Source organism: Lutibacter sp. (assembly GCF_016342705.1).
Classification (GTDB): Bacteria; Bacteroidota; Bacteroidia; order Flavobacteriales; family Flavobacteriaceae; genus Lutibacter.
In genome coordinates this window covers 1-25,584 of the sequence record NZ_JAEINV010000024.1, presented here as the reverse complement: position 1 = coordinate 25,584, position 25,584 = coordinate 1, and the positions used below count along the sequence as shown (strand labels likewise).

The following is a 25,584-nucleotide window of genomic DNA, read 5'->3' as shown; positions in this document are numbered from 1 at the left end:
TGATAAGAATCAATTTAAAAATAATTAGTTGTGTGATTTAATCAGGTTTAAAGGCCTAATTTTGTAGCGAATATTAACCATAAAAAGCTTTTGAGATGATCATAAAAAAATTAGTCAACTATTTTCTTCAAGGAATCTTATACATTGCTCCACTTGGTATAACAGCATACATAATTTATTCGGTTTTTACTTTTATGGATGGTTTATTGCAAGAGCAGTTAGTTAAATTCTTTGGAACAGAAATCCCAGGATTAGGAGTATTAACGTTAATTATATTTTTAATTATTATTGGTTTTATTGGACGAACTATTATTGCAGATCCTTTAAAATTATTGTTTAAAAAAATAATAGAACGCATTCCTTTATTAAATTTTGTATATACCGCAATAAACGATTTATTTAAGGCTTTTGTTGGTAAAGAAAAGAAATTTAATCAGCCAGTTTTGGTAAAAGTAAATTTAAACTCAGATTTAGAAAAATTAGGTTTTATTACAGAAGAAAACCTAGAAATTTTAGGAGAAAAAAATAAAGTAGCTGTATATTTTCCACATTCATATAATTTTTCTGGGGAACTTTTTATAGTGCCGAAAGAAAATATAAAACCTATTGATATGAATTCTAGTGACGTTATGAAATTTGTTGTTTCGGCAGGGTTATCTGGTTGGGATAAAAAATAAGTTGTTAAAAACTTCAAAAAAACTGTCACTAATATGTACTATAACCTTAATTTCAAATTGTATATTTACATCTTTATAAATAAATAAACCTATGGAATTAAAATTAAGTAAGCCAATTGTATTTTTTGATTTAGAAACAACAGGAATAAATATTGCATCAGATAGAATTGTTGAAATATCTATTTTAAAAGTGTATCCCAATGGCACTGAAGAAAGTAAAACTTGGTTGGTAAACCCAATAATTGAAATTCCAAAAGAAGCAAGTGATATTCATGGAATTACAAATGAAAAAGTATTAAATGAGCCAACGTTTAAAGAATTAGCTTCTCAAGTGAGTATGATGATTGAAGGTTGCGATTTAGCAGGATTTAATTCTAACAGATTTGATATTCCATTATTAGCCGAAGAAATGTTGCGTTCAGGAGTGAATTTTGATATGAACGACAGAAATTCTATTGATGTTCAAGTTATTTTTCATAAAAAAGAAGAAAGAACATTAAGTGCAGGCTATAAATTTTATTGTGAAAAAGATTTAAAAAATGCACATTCTGCAGAAGCCGATACACGTGCAACGTATGAAATTTTAAAAGCTCAGCTAGATAAATATGATGATGTAGAAAATGATGTGAAATTTTTAGATAATTTTTCTACACACATAAAAAGAGCAGATTTTGCAGGTTTCATTTTATTTGATGAAGATGGAGATGAAATGTTTTCATTCGGAAAATATAAAGGTGAAAAAGCCGTTGATGTTTTAACAAAAGATAAAGGATATTTCTCGTGGATTCAAAATGCAGATTTCCCTTTGTATACTAAAAAAGTGCTTGCCGGAATTAAAGAAAGAATGCATTCAAATTCACCAAAAAGTACTTTAGAAGATTTAAAAAATAAATTTAACCAAAAATTATAATATGTTAGTTGATTTTGAAAGTTTAGATAATTCTGCAAGAATTTGGATATACCAATCCAATAGAGAATTCTCAACGAATGAAATGGAAATAATAAATGCTAAAGTTGAAAGTTTTTTGCACAACTGGGTACGTCATGGAGAGGATTTAAAAGCTTCATATTTAATGAAATACAATCAATTTATTGTGCTAGCTGTTGATGAGGATTTTAATAATGTTTCAGGTTGTTCTATTGATGCTTCTGTTAATTTAATGAAACAATTTGAGAAACAATTTTCATTAGATTTAACCAATAAATTAAATATTTCATTTAAAGATAATGATAATATAAATGTAGTTCCTTTAGCTGATTTTCAAAAGTTTATAAAAGAAGAAAAAATCACTTCAAAAACCGTAGTATTTAATAATATGGTTGCCACAAAAGGTGATTTTAACTCAAAATGGGAAGTAGAAGCAAAAGAAAGTTGGCATAACCGTTTTTTAGCTATTAACAAAGCTTAAATAGTTGGCGCTATTTTTGATTATCCCTTTTAAGAAATTAATTGTTAACTCTCATCATATTTTTTTGAATGACTAAAAGAATACTGTTTACTTTTTTACTGTTAAACGTTTGTTTATTACAAGCTCAAGGAATCGATCCTTTAAAAACCAAAGATGAATTTACTCAAAAAAAATGGGTAGATTCTTTATTGAATTCAATGACAATTGAAGATAAAATTGGTCAACTATTTATGGTTCAGGCCTATTCAAATTCAGATGAAAAACATTATGAAGGCATTGATAGTTTAATAGAAAAATACCATATTGGTGGCTTAATATTTATGCAAGGAACCCCTGAAAATCAGGCTGTTTTAACTAATAGATACCAACTAAAATCAAAAACGCCTCTGCTAATTGGTTTTGACGGTGAATGGGGATTAGATATGCGTTTAAAAAACACCTATCGCTTTCCTTGGAATATGACATTGGGTGCCATTAGAGACGACAAATTAATTGAAGATTTTGGTGTACAGCTTGGTAAGCATTGTAAAAGATTGGGGATTCATATTAATTTTGCTCCCGTTGTTGATGTAAATACAAATCCTGAAAATCCAATAATTGGAAATAGATCTTTTGGTGAAAGTAGAGAAAATGTGACTGAAAAATCTATTGCATTTATTAAAGGAATGCAAAGTCAAAATGTATTATCTAGCGCCAAACATTTTCCAGGTCACGGAGATACTTCAACCGATTCGCATAAAACATTACCAGTGTTAGATTTTGATTTCTCTAGATTAGATTCTATTGAAATGTATCCGTATAAAAGTCTGATTAAAAATAATTTAACTAGCGTAATGGTAGCGCATTTAAGTGTTGTTGCTTTAGAGCCTAATAGTCAATTGCCAACTTCGCTTTCATATAATGTTATTACCAATTTATTGAAAAAGGATTTAAAATTTAACGGATTAATATTAACAGATGCATTAAATATGAAAGGCGCTGCAGATTATGCAAGCCCTGGTGATGTGGATTTGGCTGCTTTTTTAGCCGGAAATGATATTTTGTTAATTCCTGAAAATGTACCTGCTGCAGTATTGAAAATTAAAAACGCGTTAGATAATAAAATTTTAACTGAAGAAAGATTAAATTATTCAGTTGAAAAAATATTAAAAGCGAAGTTTTGGGCAGGTTTAAGCGCTTCTAAATATGTAGAATTAAATAATTTACAGAATGATTTAAATTCTATAAATGATGAGCTATTACATAGAAAATTGGTAGAAAGTTCTATTTCATTATTAAAAAATGACGGTGTTATTTTTCCAATTCAAAATTTAGATAAAAAGAACATTGCTTACGTGAAATTTGGAGATGATGATGGAAGTGCATTTGTAAATATGCTGAAAAATTACACAAATGTTGATGTAATTTCTAGTGAAAATTTAGATGATTTAATTAGCCAGTTAGAGTCGTATAATTTGGTGATAATTGGATATCATAAATCAAATACGAATCCTTGGAAGGATTATAAATTTTTGAATAAAGAGTTAGTTTGGATTGAAGAAATTGCCAGATTAAAAAAAGTAATTATTGATGTTTTTGCGAGTCCGTATAGTTTATTAGATATTGATACTTTTGAAAATATTGAAGGTTTATTAGTTTCCTACCAAAATAGTATTATTTCTCAAGAAATTTCTGCACAAATGATTTTTGGAGCTATAGAAACAAAAGGAAAATTACCAGTTTCAATAAAAAATGTTTTTTCTGAAGGCCATGGTTTAATGTCAACTTCATTAAAAAGATTGGCGTACACAATTCCAGAAGAAGTTGGAATGAGTTCTGAGAAGTTGAAGAAAATAGATTCTATGGCAGCCATTGTTATTAAAGAAAAAATGGCGCCAGGAATGCAAATTTTAGTGGCTAGAAAAGGAAAAGTAATTTATAGTAAAAGTTTTGGAAATCATACAGATAGTGATAGTTTAAAAGTTGAAAATAGCAATTTGTATGATGTTGCTTCAATGACCAAAATTTTAGCTTCCTTACCTTTAATTATGGAACTTCAAGAGAAAGGAACCATTCAATTAGAAAGTACTTTGGGAAGCTTGTTGCCTAAATTGAAAAAGACCAATAAAAGTAAAATTACCGTTAAAGAAGTGTTGTCTCATTATGGAAGATTACAAGCTTGGATCCCTTTTTATGTTAAAACATTAGACAGTACAAAGCATCCTTCAGAAGAATATTATAGAAGCGAGCCTTCTAGAAAATTTAATATTAAAGTTGCAAATAATTTGTACCTGAGAACAGATTATAAAGATTCTATTATTGATATTATTGCTAAAACAGATTTACTTGATAAGCCACAATATAAATATAGTGATTTATCGTATTTTTTATTTAAAGATTTTATTGAAAAGCTATATCGAAAAAATTTAAACGAATTAACACAAGCGCATTTTTATAAAGCCCTAGGAGCAAATAGAACGACTTATGTACCAATAGAAAAATTCAACTTAAAAGAAATTGTTCCAACTGAAAAAGATGATTATTACAGATATGAATTAGTGCATGGATATGTGCATGATATGGGTGCTGCAATGCAAGGTGGAATTGGAGGGCATGCAGGTTTGTTTTCTAATGCTAATGATGTTGCTAAAATAATGCAAATGTATTTGCAAAAAGGTTATTATGGAGGAAAACGTTATTTAAAATCTGAAACTATAGATGTTTTTAACCATCGATATTTTGAAGATAAAAAAGTTAGAAAAGGAGTTGGTTTTGATAAGCCACAGATAGTGGAAGCTGAAAAGGCTACGTGTGGTTGTGTTTCAGATAAAAGTTTTGGACATAGCGGTTTTACAGGAACCTTTACTTGGGCAGATCCTGAAAGTGAATTAGTATATGTGTTTTTATCTAATAGAGTATTTCCAACTGCAGAAAACAGAGGTTTGGTAAGAGAAAATATTAGAACCATCATTCAGCAATATATTCAGGATGCCATTATTAATTAATTTTCATTGTTTTAGTTGTAATTATTCCTAATATTATACAAGTTAACAAATAGATAAGTGCGTAATTTAGGTTGAAAAAAATATAAATTATGAAGGATTGTATTAGGTAAAATAATGGAAATACTGTTGTAATTAGGGCAAACCTAAATGTATTTGTGAAAATAATGTCTTTAATTTTTGGTTTTAAATAATACCAAATTAACAAAGGGAAAACACTGTTAATTTTTGCTAAAAGATATAAAGGCAAGAGCCAGTTTATAGCCCTTTTTTCATTTTGTGGTACTAATTCATTAACTTTTTCTAATAATTTATTCGCTTTTATAGGCTTCAAATAATTAACATTTGCAGCGTTTAATTTAGAAAGAATTTCATCATAATTTTTGGTGTCTTCAATATGAAGTGTAAGTTTTTTTAAAGCATCTCTCACTTCTTTTATAATTGCCTGAAACCTAAAATCGGGGTTTTTTACATCAAAAAACTGATTTGCATTAATTGGTTTTCCGTAGTATATAGAAGTACTACATGGATATTTTAGATGGTAATTATAATTTATTCCAACTGGAACAATTTCAATATTTAAATCAGGGTATTTTTGCAAGGTTCCTAAAATAATACGTGCAAATCCTTTTTTTAAATGAATGACTCTTCTTAATTGATGATGCTCACCTTCAACAAAAACTTGTAATGCTTTTTCATTTTTTAAAAATTCAAAACATTGTTCAAAAATGGCAATATTTTTTTCAATACTATTTTTTCCATCTCTTAATCTGTAAACAGGAATCATATTTAGACTGCGCAAAATTTTATCCGCTAATTTGTTTTTAAAAGCACTTGCTCTTGTTAAAAAATGGATGTTTCTGTTATTTGTAGTTGGTATTAAAATGGCATCGATTAATGCATTTTGGTGATTGGCAACAAACAAAATAGCTCCTGTTTTAGGAATGTTTTCTTTCCCATGAACACTAATTTTTTTTAAAGTAAAAAAGAGTCCAATTTTTACGTAAAACCTAACAACCTTATACCAAATGTTTTCCAAAATATTAATCGTTTGTTTTTTGTTTTGACCAATAGGTTGCAATAGCTAAACCAGAAAAAATATCCCAAATTGCCCAAAAAGCAACTAACAAGGCCATTCCACCTATTCCATTAAAAAAGCTAAAAATAAGTAATAAACCTAAACCTGAATTTTGTATACCAGTTTCAATAGATAAAGTTTTTTGGTCTTTGTATGAAAGTCTCATTGCTTTAGCAAAATAAAATCCTAATAATAAAGCTAATAAATTGTGCGCAATAACTAATATTAATACGTAATGCACGTAATTTATAAAAATATTAAAATTATCATAAAAGGCAATTACAATAAAAAGCATAAATATAATTAAGCTAAGTGGTTTTAATACTTTTTGCAATTTATGAGCTAATGCTTCTTTATATTTTTTTACTAACATTCCTAAAATAAGTGGTATTCCTAAAATAAGTGTTACTAATTTCACCAACTCAAAAGGGTCTAATTCAATTGTTTGAAGAATTTCAGCAGTGGGTGCGTACAAATTTCCCCAAAAACTTAAATTAAAAGGTGTCATTATTAAAGAAACTAGCGTGGCAAAAGCAGTTAAACTTATGGAAAGTGCGGTATTTCCTTTTGCCATTTGTGTCATAAAGTTTGAGATATTTCCGCCAGGACAAGCAGCAACCATCATCATTCCTAACGCAATACTTGGCATTGGATTTACTAATTTTATAAAAATAAAAGTTACCAATGGTAATAATATAAATTGAGAAATTATTCCTGTTAAAAGTATTTTAGGATTTTTAAACAAGCGTTTAAAATCATCAATTGTGATGTTTAATGCAACACCAAACATAATAATAGCTAACGTGATATTTAAAACCCAAAGACCTTCTGTATCAAAATTTATTTTTAAGGAATCTAAATTTTCAACCATATTAATTTTTAAAAGTATATTCAATAATATTTGCACCCATTTTTAATGCTTTAAGTCTAATTTCATAAGGGTCATTATGAATTTCTTCATCTTCCCAACCGTCGCTTAAATCAGCTTCATAATCGTAAAAACAAACCAATCTCCCTTCATAAAATAAGCCAAAACCTTGCGGTGTTTTATTGTCATGCTCATGTATTTTAGGAACACCATTCTCAAAATTAAATGTTTGATGAAAAATTGGGTGATTGTATGGTATTTCTTGGAAATCTAATGTAGGAAATATTTTTTTAATTTCTCTTCTAATAAATTTATCCAATCCATAATTATCTGAAATATGTAAAAAGCCACCAGAAATTAGGTAATTTCTTAAGTTTTCTGCATCATCTTCAGCAAAAAACACGTTGCCATGACCTGTCATGAAAATAATTGGATAATTATATAAATCACTACTATTGGCAGCAACAGTTTCAGGATTTTCTTTTATGGAAGTTTTAACAGAACTATTACAAAACTTAATTAAGTTGGGTAAAGCAGTTGGATTTGCATACCAATCGCCACCGCCATTATATTTTAAAACGGCAATTTGTTGTGATGAAATTGTATGGAACGAGACTATACAAATTGCAAATAACACAATTTTTATTAAAATTTTCATGAATTTATTCATTTACAAAAGCTACACTGTGCACTGCTACAACTCCTGCGGTTTCGGTGCGCAATCTGCTTTCTCCCAAAGATACTGGAATAAACGAATTTTCCAAACTCCGCTTAATTTCTTTGGTTGAAAAATCACCTTCAGGTCCAATTAAAATCGTCGTTTTTATTTGCGGTTGTAGCGTTTCTTTAAGTGATTTTTTGTTGGTTTCTTCACAATGAGCAATAAATAATTGTCCATCAAATTTTGAATTTATAAACTCATTAAAATGAATGGGTTCGTTTAATTTTGGATAATGAAATTTAAGCGATTGTTTTGCTGCAGATTGAATTATTTTTTCCATTCTATCTGTTTTCAGTACTTTTCGTTCGGAATGATCGCAAATAATAGGTGTTATTTCATCAATACCAATTTCAGTAGCTTTTTCTAAAAACCATTCAAATCTGTCGTTCAATTTTGTGGGTGCAATCGCAACATGTAAATAATAATTCCAAGGTTTTTGTTTACTTTCAATATTAATAATTTCAACCAAGCATTTTTTATCGTTTGCAGCTATAATTTTTGAAGTAAATAAATCTCCTAAACCATTGGTTATAAATATAGTATCACCTTCATTTTTTCGAAGTACTTTCACAATATGTCTACTTTCGGTTTTATCAAAAGTAAACTGGTTTGTGTTTGTTGTTATGGCTGGATTGTAAAATAATTGCATTAAATATCTTTTCTAAAAGTACAACGTTTTTTATAAGTTACAGGTGCAAAATTTTTCCAAACGGCTGCAATTGCTTTGTTACTTGCCAACTCTGGAGTTCTTATGCAGTTTACAATGCCTATTTTTTCAAAAGATTTTTGATATTCTAAAAAAATAAGTGCGTGAATTCCTTTGTTTTGATACGCTGGATGCACACCAATTAAATAGAAAATAGCATCTTTACTTTCTTTTTTTGCTTTTAGTAAATGGAAAATACCGAATGGTAATAATTTACCTTTTGCTTTTTGTAATGCTTCTGAAAATGAAGGCATTGTTATGGCAAATGCAATCATTTTATCATCTTTATCAACAACAAATTTTATATATTCTGGATTGATAAACGATAAATATTTTTTCTTGAAATATGCAATTTCAACATCAGAAATTGGCACAAATGATGGTAATGAAGCATAACTTTTATTAAATAAATCAAACATTTTGTCTACATAAGGCATAATGTCCTTTGTTTTGGTAAAATTAAGTGAAGTTAGCTCATAACGTTTTCGTAAAATAGCTCCAACTCGTTCTATAGGTTCTTTAATTACATTTTTAAAAGGGAATTTATTTTCTAAATATTCCTTTTCAACGGTGAAATTTAATTGTTTAAAATGTTCTTGATAATATGGATAATTATACCAAGTAACCATGGTGCCAATATGGTCAAAACCATCGGTTAAAACACCTACTTTATCTAAATTAGAAAAACCAACGGGTCCTTCCATAAATTCTAAATTGTGTTGTTTTCCAATTTCTTCCACTTTATTTAAAAGTAGTGATGAAACTTCAATATCATCAATAAAATCGAACCAACCAAAGCGCATTTTTTTTAGCTTTTGTTCGTTTAATTCTGTAAAATTGATAATAGCGGCAACGCGTCCAACAATTTCATTGTTTTTTAAAGCTACAAAAAAACGTGCTTCGGCGTGCTTAAAAACAGGGTTAATATCTTTATTAAAAGAATCCAATTCATCAGCAATAATTGGAGGAACCCAGTAAGCGTTGTTTTTATATAATTTAAAAGGAAACAGAACAAATTGTTTCATTTCCTTTTTAGAAATCATTTCTTTAATTGTTATCATAACTATCAGTTAATTTCTTTTTTTGCCAAAAAGTCTTTTGAAAAAACCTTTTTTGCTTTTGGTTGGCATTTTTTTTGTAGGTGTATTTTTATAAATAATTGCATCTTGATGTTTATCTAATCTCCAAGAAACACCTGTTGAGGCATAAACATAAGAATAATTATTAAAAAAATTTGTTCTAACAGCCGCATCTATTTGAAGGTTTGGCGATAATAAATAGGCTAAGCCAGTTCCAAATTGATGTTCAGGTGAAAATGTTTTTTTAAACTTACCTTGATTTTCTATAAAAAACGACCAATCTTGATTGACAGCATAGGTCATTGTTACAATGTAGGAGTAATAACTATTTTCTGAACTAATTTTATCTGCAATTAAATTTGTAAGAAGTACCAACCTGTCATTAAAATCGTTTTGTAACAGCAACGCTCCTTTGTAACTCATTCCGTCTTCAAAAGTATTACTATTAATAAAAGAGTCTCTGTGTAAAAAGAATTCATTTACAAAAAAATTAGTGTGAACTCCTGCATATACACCAACCGATGGAACTAAACGCTTAAAATCAAAAGCAGTTCTTTTTTTCCAACTTTTAATTTCTTTAGATCTATCTGTAAATTCTTGTTGATAAACCAAATATTTTGCACCAATAGTTAAATCACTAATTCCTTGAATATAATAATTGCTATTAAACGGATTTTTAACTTCATCAATTTGGTATGTTAAGTTTAAATTTAATTCTAATTTTTCATCAAATTTTCCATATCTTAAAAATAAATCGGTTCCGTAAGATGATGGCCTTCCTAAAATAGAAGTATTATTACTTGTTCTATAAAAAAAATCAGCTTCAGCTTGGTAAACATTTGTGCCAATGCTATAAGGACTTTCAGAGAAGCCAGGTCGTTTAGAATTTATTATATCCGTATATTGAGCGCTAACAATTTGAAAGCTAGTTATTGCAATTATCAATAAAAAGTATCTTTTCATAAAGTTTGTATATTAGATTGTAAATATAAGATTTTATCTAATTAAACGTTTTGGTAACTATCAAATTGTTATTTTTGAAAATTATTAATATTATATAGAATGGGATTGTTAAGAACAATAGCAATAATACTAATTGTGTATTATGTGTTTAAATTTATTAGCAAATATATTTTGCCATTATTTGTTCAGAAAATTGTAAAAGATGTTCAAAAAAAATACAATGAACAACAACAAAATCAATACAATGATACTTCTGGAAAAGTTGGTGAAACTGTAATTGCAAAAAAGCCAATTGAACCAAAAAGTAACAAGGATGTGGGTGATTATGTAGATTATGAAGAGGTTAAAGATTAATTTATGAAAGAAAATTTTAAAAAGCTTACTCCTTATTTTATAATAGTAATTGCCTTTGTTTTAATTTCTGTAGCTTATTTTTCCCCAATATTAGAAGGGAAAAAAATATTCCAAAATGATATTAAGCATTTTATTGGAATGGCAAAAGAGGTGAATGACTTTAGAGCAGAAAATGGTGAAGAGCCTTACTGGACAAATGCTGCGTTTAGTGGAATGCCCACTTATAATTTAAGTACAAAATATCCGAATAATTTTGTGAAAGCATTAGATGATGTGTTACGTTTTTTACCAAGACCGGCGGATTATTTGTTTTTGTATCTATTAGGATTTTTTATCCTTTTAACAGTTTTAAAAGTAGAGTGGAAGTTAGCAGTTTTAGGAGCTTTGGCCTTTGGGTTTTCAACGTATTACATTATAATTTTAGGTGTTGGGCATAATGCAAAAGCACACGCAATTGCTTATATGCCAATGGTTTTAGCTGGGATTTTACTTACGTTAAATAAAAATTATTTATGGGGTTTTGTATTAACTGCTATTGCAATGGCTTTAGAGGTTAGTGCCGGACATCCACAAATGACGTATTATTTATTGTTTACAGTTTTAATACTTGGAATAGTTTATATAATTGAGGCGTATAAAGAGAAAGAATTACCTGCATTTTTTAAAAGTATTGCAGTTTTAGTAGTTGCTGTAGTTTTGGCAGTTGGTGTAAATGCGCCAAGTTTAATGGCAACTAAAGAATATGTAAATTATAGTACGCGTGGTAAAAGTGAGTTAACCATTAATCCTGACGGTTCTGATAAAGAGAAAGTTAAAGGATTATCGAAAGATTATATTACCGAGTATAGTTACGGAATTCCAGAAACGTTCAATTTATTTATACCTCGTTTTACTGGTGGAGGAAACTATGAAAATGTTGGGTTAGATTCTAATATTTATCAGTTTTTAAAAGATAAGACAGATCCGCGTCAAGCAAAAGAATTTGCTCAATATGCGCCTTTGTATTGGGGGAATCAACCAATTGTTGAAGCGCCTGCTTATATTGGCGCAATTTTATTATTTTTATTTGTACTCGCTATCTTTTTAGTAAAAGGTAAACTAAAGAATTGGTTAGTTGCAGCGGTCATATTTTCAATTTTATTAAGTTGGGGTAAAAACTTCAATGTGTTAACCAATTTATTTATTGACTATATGCCTATGTACAATAAATTTAGAGCGGTTTCTTCAATACAGGTAATTGCAGAGTTGGCAACTCCATTGTTGGCAATTTTAGGTTTAAAAGAATGGTTTTCAAACAAAAATTCTACTGAAGTTAAATTAAGTGCTTTAAAAAAATCACTATATATTGTTGGTGGATTAGCGTTAATATTTACGCTATTTGGCACCAGTTTATTTGCTTTTGAAGGATTAAGAGATGAAAGTTATGATAAACTATTGCCAGGATTATTAGATGCAATTATTGCTGATAGAAAAGCAGTTTTCTTTTCAGATAGTTTAAGAACATTAATTTTAGTTGTTTTGTCAGCTGGAGTTTTATGGTTGTTTTTAAAAGAAAAATTAAAACTAAATGCCACTATTATAGTTTTAGGAGCCTTAATTATATTTGATTTGGTTTCGGTTGATAAACGCTATGTAAATAGTGAAGATTTTTTAAGTGCACGTGAAATTGATAAACCATTTGTAGCTTCAGAAATTGATAAAGAAATATTAAAAGATACCAGTTACTTCAGAGTTGCAAATTTTGCTGTTGACCCAATGAATGATGGAAGTACTTCTTATTTTCATAATTCAATTGGTGGTTATCACGCTGCAAAATTAGGAAGATATCAAGAGTTGTTCGATTTTCAAATTTCAAGAAATAATGTAGAAGTGTTAAATATGCTAAACACTAAATATTTTATTTTTGAAGATAGCAATCAACGTTTAACGGCACAACAAAATCCTGAAACAAATGGAAATGCTTGGTTTGTAAATACCATTAAAATTGCTAAAAATGCAAATGAAGAAATTACAGGTTTGGATAGTTTAAAAACTAAATCAGAAGCAATAATAGATGCTAAAGTTATTTCTGAAAATTTTATTACTAAATATCCAAAAGATTCAACAGCAACTATAAGTTTAGTAAAATATAAAGACAATCATTTAACATACAGTTCAAATACTTCAACAACCCAGTTTGCGGTATTTTCTGAAATATATTATAAAGATGGTTGGAATGCTTATGTTGATGGGGCTTTAAAGCCTTATTTTAGAGTGAATTATGTACTGAGAGGAATGGAGATTCCTGCGGGAAAACACATCATTGAATTTAAATTTGAACCAACAGTAATTAAAAAAGGAAATACCATTGCATTAGTTTCGTATGCATTTTTATTACTAATTCCTATCGGATGGTTTTTTATAGATAAAAAGAAGAAAAATGTACGCTAAAATACCATCAAAACGTTATAAACATACGTTAGAATTTTTGAAATCTGTATTGCCAGCACCTGCTACAATTTTAGATTTGGGGGTTCGTAATCCGTTTTCTGAAATAATGGAACAAAATGGTTATAAAGTTATTAATACATTGGGAGAAGATTTAGATGAGGTTCCCGAAATAGTAAAAAAACATACTATTGATGCTGTAACTGCTTTCGAAATTTTTGAACATTTATTATCGCCTTATGAAGTTTTAAAAGCTGTTGAAGCAAAAAAAATAATTGCAACCATTCCACTAAATTTGTGGTTTGCAAAAGCATACAGAAGTAAAACTGATATGCGAGACAGACATTACCATGAGTTTGAAGATTGGCAGTTTAATTGGCTAATTGAAAAAACTGGATGGACCATTAAAAAAACACAAAAGTGGACAAGTCCTATAAATAAAATTGGAATTAGACCAATATTAAGGAAGTTTACACCAAGATACTACGCAGTTTACGCAGAAAAATAGATATTATGCGCATCGGAATGATATTAGACAAAACATTTCCACCCGATCCAAGAGTGGCAAATGAGGCAATTTCATTAATTGAAAATGGTCATGAAGTGTTTTTATTTTGTTTAAAATATAATAATGAACCTGAAAACGAAACTATTAAAGGCATAAAAGTAAAGCGTTATAAATCAAATAATTTTATTTATAAATCATCAGCACTTGCCTATACAATTCCCATATATTCTAAATTATTAGTGAGAAAAATCAAACATTTTTTAGTTGAAAATGCTATTGATGTTGTTCATATTCACGATATTCAAATTGCTGAAGCTGTTTTTAAAGCCACCAAAAAGATGGATTTAAAAATAGTGTTGGATTTACACGAAAACAGACCTGAGATAATGAAATTTTATCCTCATTTACAGAAGTTTCCAGGCAAATATTTAATTTCTTCCACAAAGTGGAAACAAAAAGAAGAAGAGTTTATAAAAGAAGCAGATGCTATTGTTGTTGTTACTGAAGAGTCTAAAAACGAAATTGTTAATAGAGTTGGGAAAGCTTCAAATTCAATTGTAGTTGTTCCAAATACAGTGCATAAATCGTATTTTATAAATGCTGAAGTTAACCAAAGCATTCTTGAAAAATACAAGGATAATTTTGTGTTGTTATATGTTGGAGATACTGGTTTAAGAAGAGGTTTGCAAACTGCTATTGAAAGTGTTGCGGTTTTAAAAGATAAAATTCCAACAATAAAATTGGTAATTGTTGGAAGTAATACTTCTGATATTTTTTTAAAGCAACAGGTGAAAGATTTAGCCATTATAAATTTTGTTGATTTTGAAGGTTGGCAAAATGAAAAATTGTTCCCATCCTATATTTTAGCTAGTTCGGTTTGTATTTCCCCATTGCATAGAAATTTACATCATGATACAACCTATGCAAATAAAATATTTCAGTACATGAGTTTTGGAAAGCCGTTATTGGTGAGCGATGCTTTATCTCAAAAAAACATTGTTGAAAAAGCCAATGCAGGTTTGGTTCATAAGGCGGAAGATATCATAGATTTTACTGAAAAAGTATTGGAATTATATAATGTTGAAGTTTTACGAACTAAATTTAGTGAAAACGGAAAATCATTTATAGAAAACGAGTTTTACTGGGAAAAAACTTCAAAAAAACTGATTGAATTATATCAAAATTTAAATCAATGAAAAAAGCACTGATAATTACATATTATTGGCCGCCAGCTGGTGGTTCTGGAGTGCAACGTTGGTTAAAGTTTGTGAAATATTTTCGTGATTTTGGTATTGAACCAGTTGTGTATACTGTTGAAAATGCCAATTATCCAATTTTAGATACTTCATTAGAAAAAGATATTCCAAAAGGAGTTGAAATACTAAAGCAACCAATTTGGGAGCCTAATAATTTACTTTCTTTCTTCGGAAAAAAGAAAACTGAAAGTGCTGGATTTTTAAATCCAAATCCCACTTTTTTTGGAAAAATATTACAATATATTAGAGCGAATTATTTTATTCCTGATGCTCGTAAATTTTGGGTGAATCCTTCGGTAAAATTTTTAAAAGAATACATTTCAAAAAATAATATTGATGTTGTTATAACCACTGGTCCGCCACATAGTTTACATTTAATTGGCTTGCAATTGAAACAACAATTAGGTGTGAAATGGATTTCTGATTTTAGAGATCCTTGGACAGAAATTGATTATTTTCATCAGTTACCTTTATCAGAAAAAGCGATTAAAAAACATCATCAATTAGAGCAAAATGTATTGAAATTATCTGATGCTGTATTAGTTGTTGGGAATACAATGAAACAGAATTATGAGCCTTTTAATAAAAATATTTTTGTTGTAACCAATGGTTTTGATGGGGAAATAGGAGAAGTAACTAATTTAGATTTAAAGTTTTCAATAACTCATATTGGGTTAATGAATGCAGATAGAAACCCTACAATGTTGTGGAAAGTGTTGGCAGAAATACTATCAGAAAATAAAGATTTTACTTTAGATTTTCAACTGAAGCTAATTGGTAAAGTGGATGCTTCTGTAAAAAATGATATTACTAAATACGGTCTTGATAAAAATGTGGTGTTGGTTGATTATGTTTCACATAATGAAGTGGTTGAATTTCAAAAAAAATCACAAGTTTTGTTGTTGATTGTAAACAATGTACCAAGCGCAAAAGGTATCCTTACAGGTAAAATATTTGAATATTTAATGGCAAAACGTCCAATTTTAGCAATTGCGCCAAATGATGGTGACTTGGCTGAAATACTAAATAATTCAAACGCTGGTAATGTTGTTGATTTTAATGATGAAATTAGTTTAAAAAAACATATTTTAGAGTTGTATTCACAGTTTAAAAATGAAACTTTAACAATAAATTCTAGCAATGTTAATCAATTTCATAGAAGAGAATTGACTAAAAAAGTTTCGGAAATAATTTATGAAATAACAGCATGAAAAAAATTTTAACCATTTTGGGCGCTCGTCCACAATTTGTAAAAGCAGCAGTTTTAAGTAGAGTAATTTTAAAACATCAAGAAGTTGAAGAAATTATTGTGCATACTGGGCAACATTATGATGCCAATATGAGTGATATTTTTTTTAGCGAAATGGAAATTCCAAAGCCAAAATACAACTTGGCGATAAACGGATTAAGCCATGGTGCTATGACTGGGCAAATGCTGCAAAAAATAGAAGAAGTTTTAGTGTTAGAAAAACCTGATGCAGTTGTTGTTTTTGGTGATACAAATTCAACATTGGCAGGTGCGTTGGCTGCAAAAAAGTTACATATAAAAGTGGTGCATATTGAAGCCGGTTTACGCTCTTTTAATATGAAAATGCCGGAAGAGATTAATAGAATTTTAACCGATAGAATTTCCGATTTGTTGTTGTGTCCAACCGATAGTGCTATTGATAATTTGGTAAATGAGGGTTTTGAAAATATGCCTTCAAAAATTGTGAAAAGTGGTGATATTATGAAAGATGCTGTGGAATATTACAGTCAATTTTCACAAGAAAAATCAACTATTATTTCCGATTTAAATTTGAAGAAAAATGAATTTGTATTAGCAACAATTCATCGTCAAGAAAATACCGATGATTTGGTGAATTTAAATTCAATTTTTGCAGGATTAGAAACTATTGGTAATGAAAAAACAGTGGTTTTACCATTGCATCCTAGAACAAAAGCTATTTTAAAAGCAAACAATTTAAACTTCAATATAAAAATAATTGATCCTGTTGGTTATTTTGATATGTTAGAGTTATTAAAGAATTGTAACTTGGTGGTAACAGATAGCGGTGGACTTCAAAAGGAAGCTTTTTTCAATAAAAAACATTGTATAATTGCTAGAGAAGAAACGGAATGGATTGAGTTGGTTTCCAACGGTTTTGCTAAAATAGTTGGTGGTGATGCTGTTAAAATGGTACAGGCTTTTATTGCATTTCAAGATTCAACCGCTAATTTTAAAATGGATTTATATGGAGCCAATGTTGGTGAAAATATGTACAAAGAAATACTAAAAATACTATAATGGGAATTGTATTAAAACAATCTTTTATTAATACTATAATTCTATTTTTAGGATTTGCAGTTGGTGGTATTAATGTGTTGTTTTTATATACGCACTTTTTACATGAAGACTATTTTGGCTTAATTACCTTTTTACTTTCCGCAGCAAATATTTTATTGCCTTTATTGGTTTTTGGAATGCAAAATACCATCATAAAATATTATTCATCCTACAAAACTAAGTTTGAACGGGATAATTTTTTAGCTACAACCTTAGTAATTCCGTTATTTATAATTATTCCTTTGGCAATAATTGGCGCAGTAATTTATGAAAATGTTGCTAACTGGATTTCAGAAGAAAATCCGATAATTAAAAATTACACCTATTTAATTTTCATTACAGCCATTTTTATGGGCTATTTTGAAGTTTTTTATGCTTGGACAAAAGTGCATTTGAAATCGGTTTTTGGAAATTTTATAAAAGAATTATTTCCACGAATTTGTACTTCGTTTTTACTAATTGCAGTTTATTTAAAGTGGTTAACAAATGAACAATTTATTTACAGTGTGGTAATTGTGTATGGATTGAGTACTTTAATTATGATGTTGTATGCATTTTATGTGTATAAACCAACATTTAAATTTGTGTTGCCCGATAATTTTAAGGAAGTTTTATCTTTCTCATTTTATATAATTGTGGCTGGTTCAGCCGCTGGGGTTTTGCTTGAAATTGATAAATTTATGATTCCTCAAATGGAAAAAATAGCACAAGTTGCTTATTATTCGGTGGGAATTTATATTGCTAGTGTAATTGCTATTCCAACACGTGCAATGCAGCAAATTACAAGTCCAATTACAGCAAAAGATATGAATGACGATAATTATGTAGAAGTTGAAAAAATGTATCAACAAACATCTATAAACCTATTAATTGTTGGCGGATTGTTTTTCTTGCTAATAAATTTAAATATTAATGATATGTACCAATTAATTAACAAACCAGAATACACAAAAGGCGTGTGGGTTGTGTTAATAATTTCTTTGTCAAAATTAGTTGAGTTAGCATTAGGTACTGGAAATGCAATTTTAGTGAATTCTGTTTATTATAAAATATTTTTCTATTTATCTATTGCAATGGCCGTAACTGTAATATTTTTAAATAAATGGCTCATTAATTTAATAGGAATTGATGGTGCAGCTTTGGCAACACTAATTGTTATGGTAGTTTATAGTGCTATTAAAATATTTTATATACAAGCTAAATTTAAAATTCAACCATTTAGTAAACAAACAATTAAAATATCAATAATAGTTTTGGTTGTTTTTGGAGTTTTTTATTTTTGGAACTTACCATTCAATCCAATTTTAAATATGCTTTTAAAAGGAATTTTAATTACAGCTTTATATGTGTTGCTAATTAATAAGTTTAAAATTTCAAGAGAAATAAACGACCTCTTTTTTAAGTTTTCAAAAAAATAAAAAACCACCAACATTTTATGCTAATGGTTCTTTTATAAAAAATCAAGATTACTCTTAACTTTCAGCAGTGTTATAATTCTATTTTCGCATCAAAAGTACATGTTTTTATTGTAGTGAATTGTGATTAAAGTTACCGTATGCTCCAGTTTTATTGATATATTTAGCATTTCTAAATTAAATTTTTTAATGGACTATATTTTACATGTTTTTTATGGAATTATAATGGCGTATTTTGGGTTGATATCTCCTGGAATGTTAAATATGACAGCTTTAAAAATTAGAATAACTAATGGAATTTCAGAAAGTATAAAATTTGCAATAGGAGCTTCATTAATTGTTTTTATACAAGCCGGAATTGCTTTATATTTTGCAGATTATTTTAATAAAAACCCACAAATTATTGAACGTTTAAAAATTGCTGGTATAATTGTATTTTTCATGTTGTCAATTTTTTTCTTTTACCTTTCAAGAAAGGAATTAAACCCAAAAACGTCCAATGCAAAAGGAAGCTATTTTTTGAAAGGAGTTGGAATGTCAGCTATTAATATGTTAGGAATTCCATTTTATTTAGGTGTGAGTATTATTTTAGCAGCTGAGAATAAAATTTTAATTGAACACCCTTACATTTTGTTATTTGTATTTGGCGCAGCAATTGGATCATTTTTATTGTTTGCTACCTATATAATTTTCGCTAAAATTATAATTAAAAAAGTTTCCTTTATTGCTAAAAACATCAATTTAATTCTGAGTTTACTATTTTTAGTATTAGGAATATTTACTTTGATTAAAACATTACATTAAAAATATTTTATATTTACATTTTACTAAAATTTGAATTGCAATTATGATTGAAGCTATTGAAAAAAATTTAATGAGAGGTGTAAAACTAATGCAATGTATTTCCGATGAAGAATATAGCAATACTACAATAGCTCCATATTATTCAAGTATTGGAAGTCATATGCGCCATATTTTAGATGTTTTCGATTGTATTTTTGAAGGTGTAGACTCCAATAAAATTAATCTAATAAATAGAAAAAGAAATGAGTTAGCCGAAAATTATACAGTTCACGGTATAAATTATTTGACTTCAACTATTGAAAAATTAAACAATTTAAATTCAGCAGATTTTGATAAAATTGTAACTGTTACCGATGATTTAGGTCTTGGAGTTGTATCTGCAAATTACACATTGGTTGGTATTTTAATTCAAGCGCATAGCCATGCAATTCATCATTTTGCCAGTGTAGGCTATGTAATTTCTCAGTTAGGAATTCAATTACCAGATGAAGATTTTGGCTTTAATCCAACTACGCCAAAACTAAAAAAAACTAATTAGCATTTAATTTAGCTATTTCTTTTAAATATTTTTTATAGGTAAAATAGGTAATGCAAAAGTCTTTCAGATTTGTATAAGTACCTAGGCCTAATTTTTTATTGGTGGTTCCTATTTTATAAATTAAATACCAATGGTTTTTTATGATTTTTAAAGCATCAAAATACGTGCCTTTTGTTGGGTCATAAATGTGAGTTGGTTCAGCAATAATTCCGTTAATTTCTAATACTTTGAAGTTTTCGCCTTTTAATAATTCATCAAAAGTATTGTATTTTACATCAATTCTGCCATAATACCAACCATCAATATTTTTATTTAATGAATCTAAAACAGTCAGTAATTCATTGTTAATTAAATGATTGCCATTCATAAATTGTGTTCCTTTGGAATGATTTCCAATAACATTTAAAATGATGGTTTCATTTTTTTTAAAAACAGTATTCAGTTTATTTTTATTGATTTCTAAAATATTTTCTAAATAAATTTGAGCTCTTTTATCATTTTTAATTAATTCCAATAAAGTTGAGGAACCATCTCCATACACAGTTAAATATTTTTTTAAGGTGAGCGAAGTTATTTTCCCGCTTTTTTCTGAAGGAAATCTATGATAAAATATACCACATTCATTTGGTAAATCTATATACTCCTGAATAATTAAATTTATTGAATTGTATTTGTTTACATAGGAAGTAAGCGCTTGTTCATTTGCTATTTTTTTTACTAATAAACCTCTAAAGCCAATATCAGGTTTAACAATTAAAGGATATGATATTTCTTCGTTTTTTAATTTATTCAAAATGAGTTTTATTTCTTCATTTTTAGGAATATAAACAGAAGTTGGTTTACAATATTTTGGCAATAATTCTATGGTTTTAAATTTAGATTCTAATCCATTTCCTGAGCCTTCAATACTGGGGTTTACAGCTGAAAAAAAACCAAAACTTTTTGCTTTTAAAGCTAAATAAAAAGCGTAGGGTAGTAGTGGAACATAAAACATTGGTGATGACCAATATTCCCATTTTTTTAGATTAAAAACACTCATCTTTTTTTATCAAATAAAGCATCTAAAATAATTTTTATACCTAAATATCCTAAAACTATGGCTGAAATTGCCAATATAATTCCAACAATTAACCATAAATAATTGTTATTAAGTTTTATGGCTTTATAACCTATGGTAATTATAATTGGAGAAAATAATAATAAGGGTAATGCCGCAAGTTCATATTTTACACCTCTTGTAAGCTCTTTTTTATTTGTTCCCATCAATATATTTTTGAATTGCTAATCGTACGTTTTTATGTTCTAATAATAATTTATTAGCAACTTCTTCAGCAATATTTAATTCTTCCATGAGCATTTTAGTTCCTCTATCAACTAGCTTATTGTTAGATAGTTGCATCTCTACCATTTTGTTTCCCTTCACTTTTCCTAATTGAATCATAACACTTGTGGAAATCATATTTAAAACTAGTTTTTGAGCGGTTCCTGCTTTCATTCTGGAACTTCCTGTAACAAATTCAGGACCAACAATAACCTCAATAGGAAACTTTGAAACTTGTGATAAAGGACTATTTTCATTACAAGTAATACAGCCCGTTAAAATTCCATTTTCGTTACATTTTTCTAAACCGCTAATTACATAAGGAGTGGTTCCTGAAGCGGCAATTCCAATAACAGAATCGGTATTATTTATGCTGTATTTTTGAAGATCTTCCCAGCATTGTGTAGTGGAGTCTTCAGCAAATTCTACTGCCTTTCTAATAGCTATATCTCCACCAGCAATTATTCCAACAACCATGGAATGTGGCACGCCAAAAGTTGGAGGGCATTCTGATGCATCTACAACACCAAGTCTACCGCTTGTTCCTGCACCAATGTAAAATAGCCGACCGCCTTTTTTCATTCTTTCAACTATTTCTATAACTATATTTTCTATTGAAGGAATCACTTTTTCAATGGCGTATGGAACCGTTTTATCTTCATTGTTAATGGAAACTAACAATTCTTTTACATTCATTTTTTCTAAATGATTGTATTTTGATGGTTGCTCTGTAGTTTTTGTAAAATTCATATTTCAAAAATAGTAAAAGTAATGTTGTAATGGCAGAATTCTTTTTATAGTAAATAAAAATAATTTGTTAAAATACAGTTCAATTTTTTGTAGAATTTATTTTTAAAAATGAAAATATTTATTTTGTTGAAATACATCAAATTAGAATTTTACTTTGAAAAATTACTTTATTCTTAAATTTTTATGTGACGTTTTAAAGAATGAGGTGTCATATAATTGTAAGAATTAAAAAACAAAGTTAAACTTTAGTCCCCACAACTTATAGTTTAAATAGATTGAAAAAGAATGGGTTTGGTTAGTAAAAAAAAAGCGAGAATTTTAATTCTCGCTTTTTTTACTTTAAAGATAATTATGAGATACCTTTTATAATTGCATTTAAAGTTTTGCTTGGTCGCATTGCATTTACTGTTAAAGTATCATTTGGCTGATAATAACCGACAATATTAACTGGCTTACCTTGCGCATTGTTTAGCTCTTTTATGATGATAGTTTCATTAGACTGAAGCTCATCAGCAATTTTTTTGAATTTATTTTTTAATTCAATATCTTTATTTTGAGCTGCCAAAGCTTGGGCCCAGTACATTGCTAAATAAAAATGACTTCCTCGATTATCTAATTCATTAACTTTTCTTGAAGGAGATTTATCTTTATCTAAAAATTTATCGGTTGCATCATCTAAAGTTTCAGCTAAAATTAATGCTTTTGGATTGTTGCAAGTTTCGCCCAAATGTTCTAATGAGGCAGCTAATGCTAAAAATTCACCTAAAGAATCCCAACGTAAATGTCCTTCTTCTGTAAATTGATCTACGTGTTTTGGTGCAGATCCCCCAGCTCCAGTTTCAAATAATCCACCGCCATTCATTAGAGGAACAATAGAAAGCATTTTTGCACTAGTTCCTAATTCTAAAATTGGGAATAAATCAGTTAAAAAATCACGTAACACATTTCCAGTTACTGAAATTGTATCTAATCCATCTTTTAATCGTTTAAGTGTAAAAATAGTAGCTTCTTTTGGAGGCATAATTTGAATATCCAATCCAGTAGTATCGAAATTTGGTAAATAAGTAGTTACTTTTTTAATGATTTCAGCATCGTGAGCTCTGTTTTTATCTAACCAAAAAATTGCAGGTGTATTTGTTGCTCTTGCTCTTGTTACGGCTAACTTAATCCAATCTTGAATTGGAGCATCTTTTACTTGACACATTCTCCAAATATCTCCTTTTTCTACTTTGTTTTGAAGAAGGGTATTTCCTAAGTCATCTATAATAGTTACAATTCCATCTTCTTGAATTTCAAAAGTTTTATCGTGTGAACCATATTCTTCTGCCTTTTGAGCCATTAAACCAACGTTTGGAACAGTTCCCATAGTTGTTGGGTCAAAAGCACCATGTTGTCTGCAAAAATCTATAGTCGCTTCGTAAATTCCAGCATAACTGCTATCAGGGATTACAGCTTTAGTATCTTGTTGTTTTCCTTCCGCATTCCACATTTGTCCAGAAGTTCGTATCATTGCAGGCATTGAAGCGTCAATTATTACATCACTTGGAACGTGTAAATTTGTTATTCCTTTATCTGAATTAACCATTGCCACAGCAGGACCATTTTCAAAACAAGATTTAATGGTAGCTTCAATTGCTTCTTTTTTATCTTTTGGTAATGTTTGAATTTTAGTTATTAAATCTCCAAAACCATTATTAACATTAACTCCTAATTCTTTTAGTTCAGCGCTATGTTTAGTAAATACATCTTTAAAGAAAACTGAAACTGCATGACCAAAAATAATAGGATCAGATACTTTCATCATGGTAGCTTTCATATGTAATGAAAACAATACATTTTTTGCTTTAGCATCTTTTATTTGAGCTTCCAAAAAGTCTAATAGCGCTTTTTTACTCATTAGCGTAGCATCTATTATTTCACCCGCTAATAAAGGAAATTTGTCTTTTAAAATGGTAGCAGTTCCTTTAGAATTTACAAATTCAATTTTTACATTGGTTGGATTTGCAATAGTAACTGATTTTTCATTTGAGAAAAAATCACCGCCTTGCATTGTTGCTACATGAGTTTTAGAATTTGACGACCAAGCACCCATGGAGTGTGGATTCTTTTTTGCGTAATTTTTAACAGATTTTGGAGCTCTTCTATCAGAATTCCCTTCTCTTAATACAGGGTTTACAGCAGACCCTTTTACTTTATTATAACGTGCTTGAACATCTTTTTCTTCTTCAGTTACTGGGTTGCTTGGGTATTTTGGGATTTTAAAACCTAATGATTGTAATTCTAAAATAGCTTCTTTTAATTGTGGTACAGATGCAGATATGTTTGGTAATTTAATAATATTTGCTTCAGGTTTTTTAGCCAATTCACCAAGTTCAGTGAGTGTATCTGGAACTTGTTGTTCTTTGGTTAAATAGTCTGGAAATAATGCTAAAATCCTACCAGCTAAAGAAATATCTTTTGAAATAACTTCAATTCCTGAAGGTTTTGTGAAAGCTTCAACAATTGGTAAAAATGAATACGTAGCTAAAGCCGGAGCTTCGTCTGTTTTTGTGTAAATAATTTGGGTTGTATTACTCATAGTTTTATATGTTATGGCACTATAATTATTTAACTATAGCAGCGCTTTTAAAAGTTAAAATTAAGCACGTCAAATATAGAAAATAAAAACCTAAAAAACGATAGCGAAAACGTTATAAATATGGGGGTGAATTTATAATTTAAATAAAAAAAGATATCTAAAATTAAGATAATAGTAAAAAGCTAAAATAACAAAAGCCATAATATTGATTTCTCCGTATTATGGCTTTTTGCTGGATTACTTTTTTTAATAAGTTTTCAGTAATTTAATTTTAATTGTTTTTGCTATTTCTCATAAAAAGAATAACACAATTACTAATTTTCTTCTTCTTGTTGTTTCTTACAAACCAACTTCTTATTAAACTAGTTGTTCCTTTTAAATTAACTCCTAAAATTTTGTTGTAATATTAAATTACTTACTTTAAAGCGTTAATTTAAAAATTTGCTTTTAAAACCGTGTAACCATCTATTCATGCTAAATACTTGGCACATTACCCTTAAGTTGGTTTTAAAAACGATGTTCAAGAACATTTGATTTAACGCATGATGTTTCAACTTTAAAAAGTTACATTTTAATGTTTCCACTAACATTGCATTGTTAAATCTTATGTAAAATAAATACCTAAAGATGAAAATTCCAAATTTATAATCGTTTAATTTTCAACACGATATGAACCGTAGTTATGAACAATTGTTAACAACAAAAAGCCCATTTTGAATATTCAAAATGGGCTTTATAATTTTTAGTGATGTCCCGTCCTAAAATAAGTTGACACAAAATCAACTTATTATGTATTATTCAGAGAAACCGCTTAAGAAGCGTACC

23 protein-coding genes are annotated in these 25,584 nt (G+C 28.7%); 13 read left to right on the top strand and 10 right to left on the bottom strand.

Annotated features, from left to right (window positions below; genetic code table 11):
• Positions 1-95: 95 nt before the first annotated feature.
• The 4 genes from JEY78_RS15215 (at position 96) to JEY78_RS15200 (ending at position 5,070) form a co-directional block, all read left to right on the top strand.
• Positions 96-677, top strand: coding sequence for a DUF502 domain-containing protein (locus JEY78_RS15215; RefSeq protein ID WP_291853371.1), 582 nt, complete (start codon positions 96-98; stop codon positions 675-677).
• Between the two features lie 91 nt (positions 678-768).
• Entirely contained in the window at positions 769-1,587 is an 819-nt protein-coding gene (locus tag JEY78_RS15210; protein WP_291853368.1) for a 3'-5' exonuclease, read from the top strand.
• Between the two features lies 1 nt (position 1,588).
• Positions 1,589-2,086: an ABC transporter ATPase gene (locus JEY78_RS15205; RefSeq protein WP_291853366.1), complete on the top strand. Its 498-nt coding sequence runs from the start codon at positions 1,589-1,591 to the stop codon at positions 2,084-2,086.
• Between the two features lie 68 nt (positions 2,087-2,154).
• Positions 2,155-5,070 (top strand): glycoside hydrolase family 3 N-terminal domain-containing protein, encoded by a 2,916-nt coding sequence (locus tag JEY78_RS15200; RefSeq protein ID WP_291853363.1) that lies wholly within the window; start codon positions 2,155-2,157, stop codon positions 5,068-5,070.
• On the opposite strand, the gene JEY78_RS15195 is transcribed toward JEY78_RS15200, so the two are convergent.
• From JEY78_RS15195 to JEY78_RS15170, 6 genes are read right to left on the bottom strand one after another with little or no spacing between them, the layout of a single operon-like run.
• The gene (locus tag JEY78_RS15195) at positions 5,063-6,106 is read right to left on the bottom strand and encodes a 1-acyl-sn-glycerol-3-phosphate acyltransferase (protein ID WP_291853360.1); all 1,044 of its coding nucleotides are present in this window, start codon (positions 6,104-6,106) and stop codon (positions 5,063-5,065) included. The genes JEY78_RS15200 and JEY78_RS15195 overlap by 8 nt on opposite strands.
• A gap of 4 nt (positions 6,107-6,110) precedes the next feature.
• The gene (locus JEY78_RS15190) at positions 6,111-7,016 is read right to left on the bottom strand and encodes a bile acid:sodium symporter family protein (RefSeq protein WP_291853357.1); all 906 of its coding nucleotides are present in this window, start codon (positions 7,014-7,016) and stop codon (positions 6,111-6,113) included.
• A gap of 1 nt (position 7,017) precedes the next feature.
• Positions 7,018-7,671 (bottom strand): DUF4159 domain-containing protein, encoded by a 654-nt coding sequence (locus JEY78_RS15185; RefSeq protein ID WP_291853354.1) that lies wholly within the window; start codon positions 7,669-7,671, stop codon positions 7,018-7,020.
• Between the two features lie 4 nt (positions 7,672-7,675).
• On the bottom strand, positions 7,676-8,383 hold the full coding sequence (locus tag JEY78_RS15180; protein WP_291853351.1) for a 16S rRNA (uracil(1498)-N(3))-methyltransferase: 708 nt from the start codon (positions 8,381-8,383) through the stop codon (positions 7,676-7,678).
• Positions 8,383-9,501, bottom strand: a complete 1,119-nt coding sequence (locus JEY78_RS15175; protein WP_291853348.1) for a GTP cyclohydrolase — start codon at positions 9,499-9,501, stop codon at positions 8,383-8,385. The genes JEY78_RS15180 and JEY78_RS15175 overlap by 1 nt, the downstream gene beginning before the upstream one ends.
• 9 nt (positions 9,502-9,510) lie before the next feature.
• Positions 9,511-10,482 (bottom strand): transporter, encoded by a 972-nt coding sequence (locus tag JEY78_RS15170; RefSeq protein ID WP_291853345.1) that lies wholly within the window; start codon positions 10,480-10,482, stop codon positions 9,511-9,513.
• Between the two features lie 99 nt (positions 10,483-10,581).
• Between JEY78_RS15170 and JEY78_RS15165 the strand changes: the two genes are divergently transcribed.
• The 9 genes from JEY78_RS15165 to JEY78_RS15125 all read left to right on the top strand — a co-directional run bounded on the left by JEY78_RS15165 (position 10,582) and on the right by JEY78_RS15125 (position 20,110).
• The gene (locus JEY78_RS15165) at positions 10,582-10,836 is read left to right on the top strand and encodes a DUF4834 family protein (RefSeq protein ID WP_291853342.1); all 255 of its coding nucleotides are present in this window, start codon (positions 10,582-10,584) and stop codon (positions 10,834-10,836) included.
• Positions 10,837-10,839: 3 nt separating this feature from the next.
• The gene (locus tag JEY78_RS15160; protein WP_291853339.1) at positions 10,840-13,266 is read left to right on the top strand and encodes a YfhO family protein; all 2,427 of its coding nucleotides are present in this window, start codon (positions 10,840-10,842) and stop codon (positions 13,264-13,266) included.
• A complete protein-coding gene (locus tag JEY78_RS15155) occupies positions 13,256-13,771 on the top strand; it encodes a methyltransferase (RefSeq protein WP_291853335.1) in 516 nt (171 codons plus the stop codon). The genes JEY78_RS15160 and JEY78_RS15155 overlap by 11 nt, the downstream gene beginning before the upstream one ends.
• A 5-nt stretch (positions 13,772-13,776) precedes the next feature.
• The gene (locus JEY78_RS15150; protein WP_291853332.1) at positions 13,777-14,967 is read left to right on the top strand and encodes a glycosyltransferase family 4 protein; all 1,191 of its coding nucleotides are present in this window, start codon (positions 13,777-13,779) and stop codon (positions 14,965-14,967) included.
• Positions 14,964-16,238 (top strand): glycosyltransferase, encoded by a 1,275-nt coding sequence (locus JEY78_RS15145; protein ID WP_291853329.1) that lies wholly within the window; start codon positions 14,964-14,966, stop codon positions 16,236-16,238. Before JEY78_RS15150 ends, JEY78_RS15145 begins: the two co-directional genes overlap by 4 nt.
• On the top strand, positions 16,235-17,314 hold the full coding sequence (wecB, locus tag JEY78_RS15140) for a non-hydrolyzing UDP-N-acetylglucosamine 2-epimerase (RefSeq protein ID WP_291853326.1): 1,080 nt from the start codon (positions 16,235-16,237) through the stop codon (positions 17,312-17,314). The genes JEY78_RS15145 and wecB overlap by 4 nt, the downstream gene beginning before the upstream one ends.
• Positions 17,314-18,771, top strand: a complete 1,458-nt coding sequence (locus tag JEY78_RS15135) for a polysaccharide biosynthesis C-terminal domain-containing protein (protein WP_291853322.1) — start codon at positions 17,314-17,316, stop codon at positions 18,769-18,771. Before wecB ends, JEY78_RS15135 begins: the two co-directional genes overlap by 1 nt.
• Positions 18,772-18,957: 186 nt before the next feature.
• Positions 18,958-19,572: a hypothetical protein gene (locus tag JEY78_RS15130; protein WP_291853319.1), complete on the top strand. Its 615-nt coding sequence runs from the start codon at positions 18,958-18,960 to the stop codon at positions 19,570-19,572.
• A 43-nt stretch (positions 19,573-19,615) separates the two neighbouring features.
• Positions 19,616-20,110 carry a DinB family protein gene (locus JEY78_RS15125; RefSeq protein WP_291853316.1) on the top strand — a complete coding sequence of 165 codons (495 nt, stop codon included), beginning with the start codon at positions 19,616-19,618 and terminating at the stop codon, positions 20,108-20,110.
• On the opposite strand, the gene JEY78_RS15120 is transcribed toward JEY78_RS15125, so the two are convergent.
• The 4 genes from JEY78_RS15120 to JEY78_RS15105 form a co-directional block, all read right to left on the bottom strand.
• A complete protein-coding gene (locus JEY78_RS15120; protein ID WP_291853313.1) occupies positions 20,103-21,149 on the bottom strand; it encodes a D-alanine--D-alanine ligase in 1,047 nt (348 codons plus the stop codon). The genes JEY78_RS15125 and JEY78_RS15120 overlap by 8 nt on opposite strands.
• Positions 21,146-21,373, bottom strand: a complete 228-nt coding sequence (locus tag JEY78_RS15115) for a DUF6095 family protein (protein ID WP_291853310.1) — start codon at positions 21,371-21,373, stop codon at positions 21,146-21,148. Before JEY78_RS15115 ends, JEY78_RS15120 begins: the two co-directional genes overlap by 4 nt.
• On the bottom strand, positions 21,360-22,181 hold the full coding sequence (murQ, locus tag JEY78_RS15110) for an N-acetylmuramic acid 6-phosphate etherase (protein ID WP_291853306.1): 822 nt from the start codon (positions 22,179-22,181) through the stop codon (positions 21,360-21,362). The genes JEY78_RS15115 and murQ overlap by 14 nt, the downstream gene beginning before the upstream one ends.
• A gap of 349 nt (positions 22,182-22,530) precedes the next feature.
• Positions 22,531-24,759 carry an NADP-dependent isocitrate dehydrogenase gene (locus tag JEY78_RS15105; RefSeq protein ID WP_291853303.1) on the bottom strand — a complete coding sequence of 743 codons (2,229 nt, stop codon included), beginning with the start codon at positions 24,757-24,759 and terminating at the stop codon, positions 22,531-22,533.
• Positions 24,760-25,584: the final 825 nt, after the last annotated feature.

Excerpts from the sequence above, each read along its gene's own strand:
- JEY78_RS15205 (WP_291853366.1), top strand. The coding sequence starts at position 1,589 with ATGTTAGTTGATTTTGAAAGTTTAGATAATTCTGCAAGAATTTGGATA.
- JEY78_RS15155 (WP_291853335.1), top strand. The coding sequence starts at position 13,256 with ATGTACGCTAAAATACCATCAAAACGTTATAAACATACGTTAGAATTT.
- JEY78_RS15200 (WP_291853363.1), top strand. The coding sequence starts at position 2,155 with ATGACTAAAAGAATACTGTTTACTTTTTTACTGTTAAACGTTTGTTTA.
- JEY78_RS15185 (WP_291853354.1), bottom strand. The coding sequence starts at position 7,671 with ATGAAAATTTTAATAAAAATTGTGTTATTTGCAATTTGTATAGTCTCG.
- wecB (WP_291853326.1), top strand. The coding sequence starts at position 16,235 with ATGAAAAAAATTTTAACCATTTTGGGCGCTCGTCCACAATTTGTAAAA.
- JEY78_RS15180 (WP_291853351.1), bottom strand. The coding sequence starts at position 8,383 with ATGCAATTATTTTACAATCCAGCCATAACAACAAACACAAACCAGTTT.
- JEY78_RS15175 (WP_291853348.1), bottom strand. The coding sequence starts at position 9,501 with ATGATAACAATTAAAGAAATGATTTCTAAAAAGGAAATGAAACAATTT.
- JEY78_RS15165 (WP_291853342.1), top strand. The coding sequence starts at position 10,582 with ATGGGATTGTTAAGAACAATAGCAATAATACTAATTGTGTATTATGTG.
- murQ (WP_291853306.1), bottom strand. The coding sequence starts at position 22,181 with ATGAATTTTACAAAAACTACAGAGCAACCATCAAAATACAATCATTTA.
- JEY78_RS15170 (WP_291853345.1), bottom strand. The coding sequence starts at position 10,482 with ATGAAAAGATACTTTTTATTGATAATTGCAATAACTAGCTTTCAAATT.
- JEY78_RS15150 (WP_291853332.1), top strand. The coding sequence starts at position 13,777 with ATGCGCATCGGAATGATATTAGACAAAACATTTCCACCCGATCCAAGA.
- JEY78_RS15210 (WP_291853368.1), top strand. The coding sequence starts at position 769 with ATGGAATTAAAATTAAGTAAGCCAATTGTATTTTTTGATTTAGAAACA.
- JEY78_RS15120 (WP_291853313.1), bottom strand. The coding sequence starts at position 21,149 with ATGAGTGTTTTTAATCTAAAAAAATGGGAATATTGGTCATCACCAATG.
- JEY78_RS15190 (WP_291853357.1), bottom strand. The coding sequence starts at position 7,016 with ATGGTTGAAAATTTAGATTCCTTAAAAATAAATTTTGATACAGAAGGT.
- JEY78_RS15125 (WP_291853316.1), top strand. The coding sequence starts at position 19,616 with ATGATTGAAGCTATTGAAAAAAATTTAATGAGAGGTGTAAAACTAATG.
- JEY78_RS15105 (WP_291853303.1), bottom strand. The coding sequence starts at position 24,759 with ATGAGTAATACAACCCAAATTATTTACACAAAAACAGACGAAGCTCCG.
- JEY78_RS15160 (WP_291853339.1), top strand. The coding sequence starts at position 10,840 with ATGAAAGAAAATTTTAAAAAGCTTACTCCTTATTTTATAATAGTAATT.
- JEY78_RS15215 (WP_291853371.1), top strand. The coding sequence starts at position 96 with ATGATCATAAAAAAATTAGTCAACTATTTTCTTCAAGGAATCTTATAC.
- JEY78_RS15130 (WP_291853319.1), top strand. The coding sequence starts at position 18,958 with ATGGACTATATTTTACATGTTTTTTATGGAATTATAATGGCGTATTTT.
- JEY78_RS15135 (WP_291853322.1), top strand. The coding sequence starts at position 17,314 with ATGGGAATTGTATTAAAACAATCTTTTATTAATACTATAATTCTATTT.
- JEY78_RS15145 (WP_291853329.1), top strand. The coding sequence starts at position 14,964 with ATGAAAAAAGCACTGATAATTACATATTATTGGCCGCCAGCTGGTGGT.
- JEY78_RS15115 (WP_291853310.1), bottom strand. The coding sequence starts at position 21,373 with ATGGGAACAAATAAAAAAGAGCTTACAAGAGGTGTAAAATATGAACTT.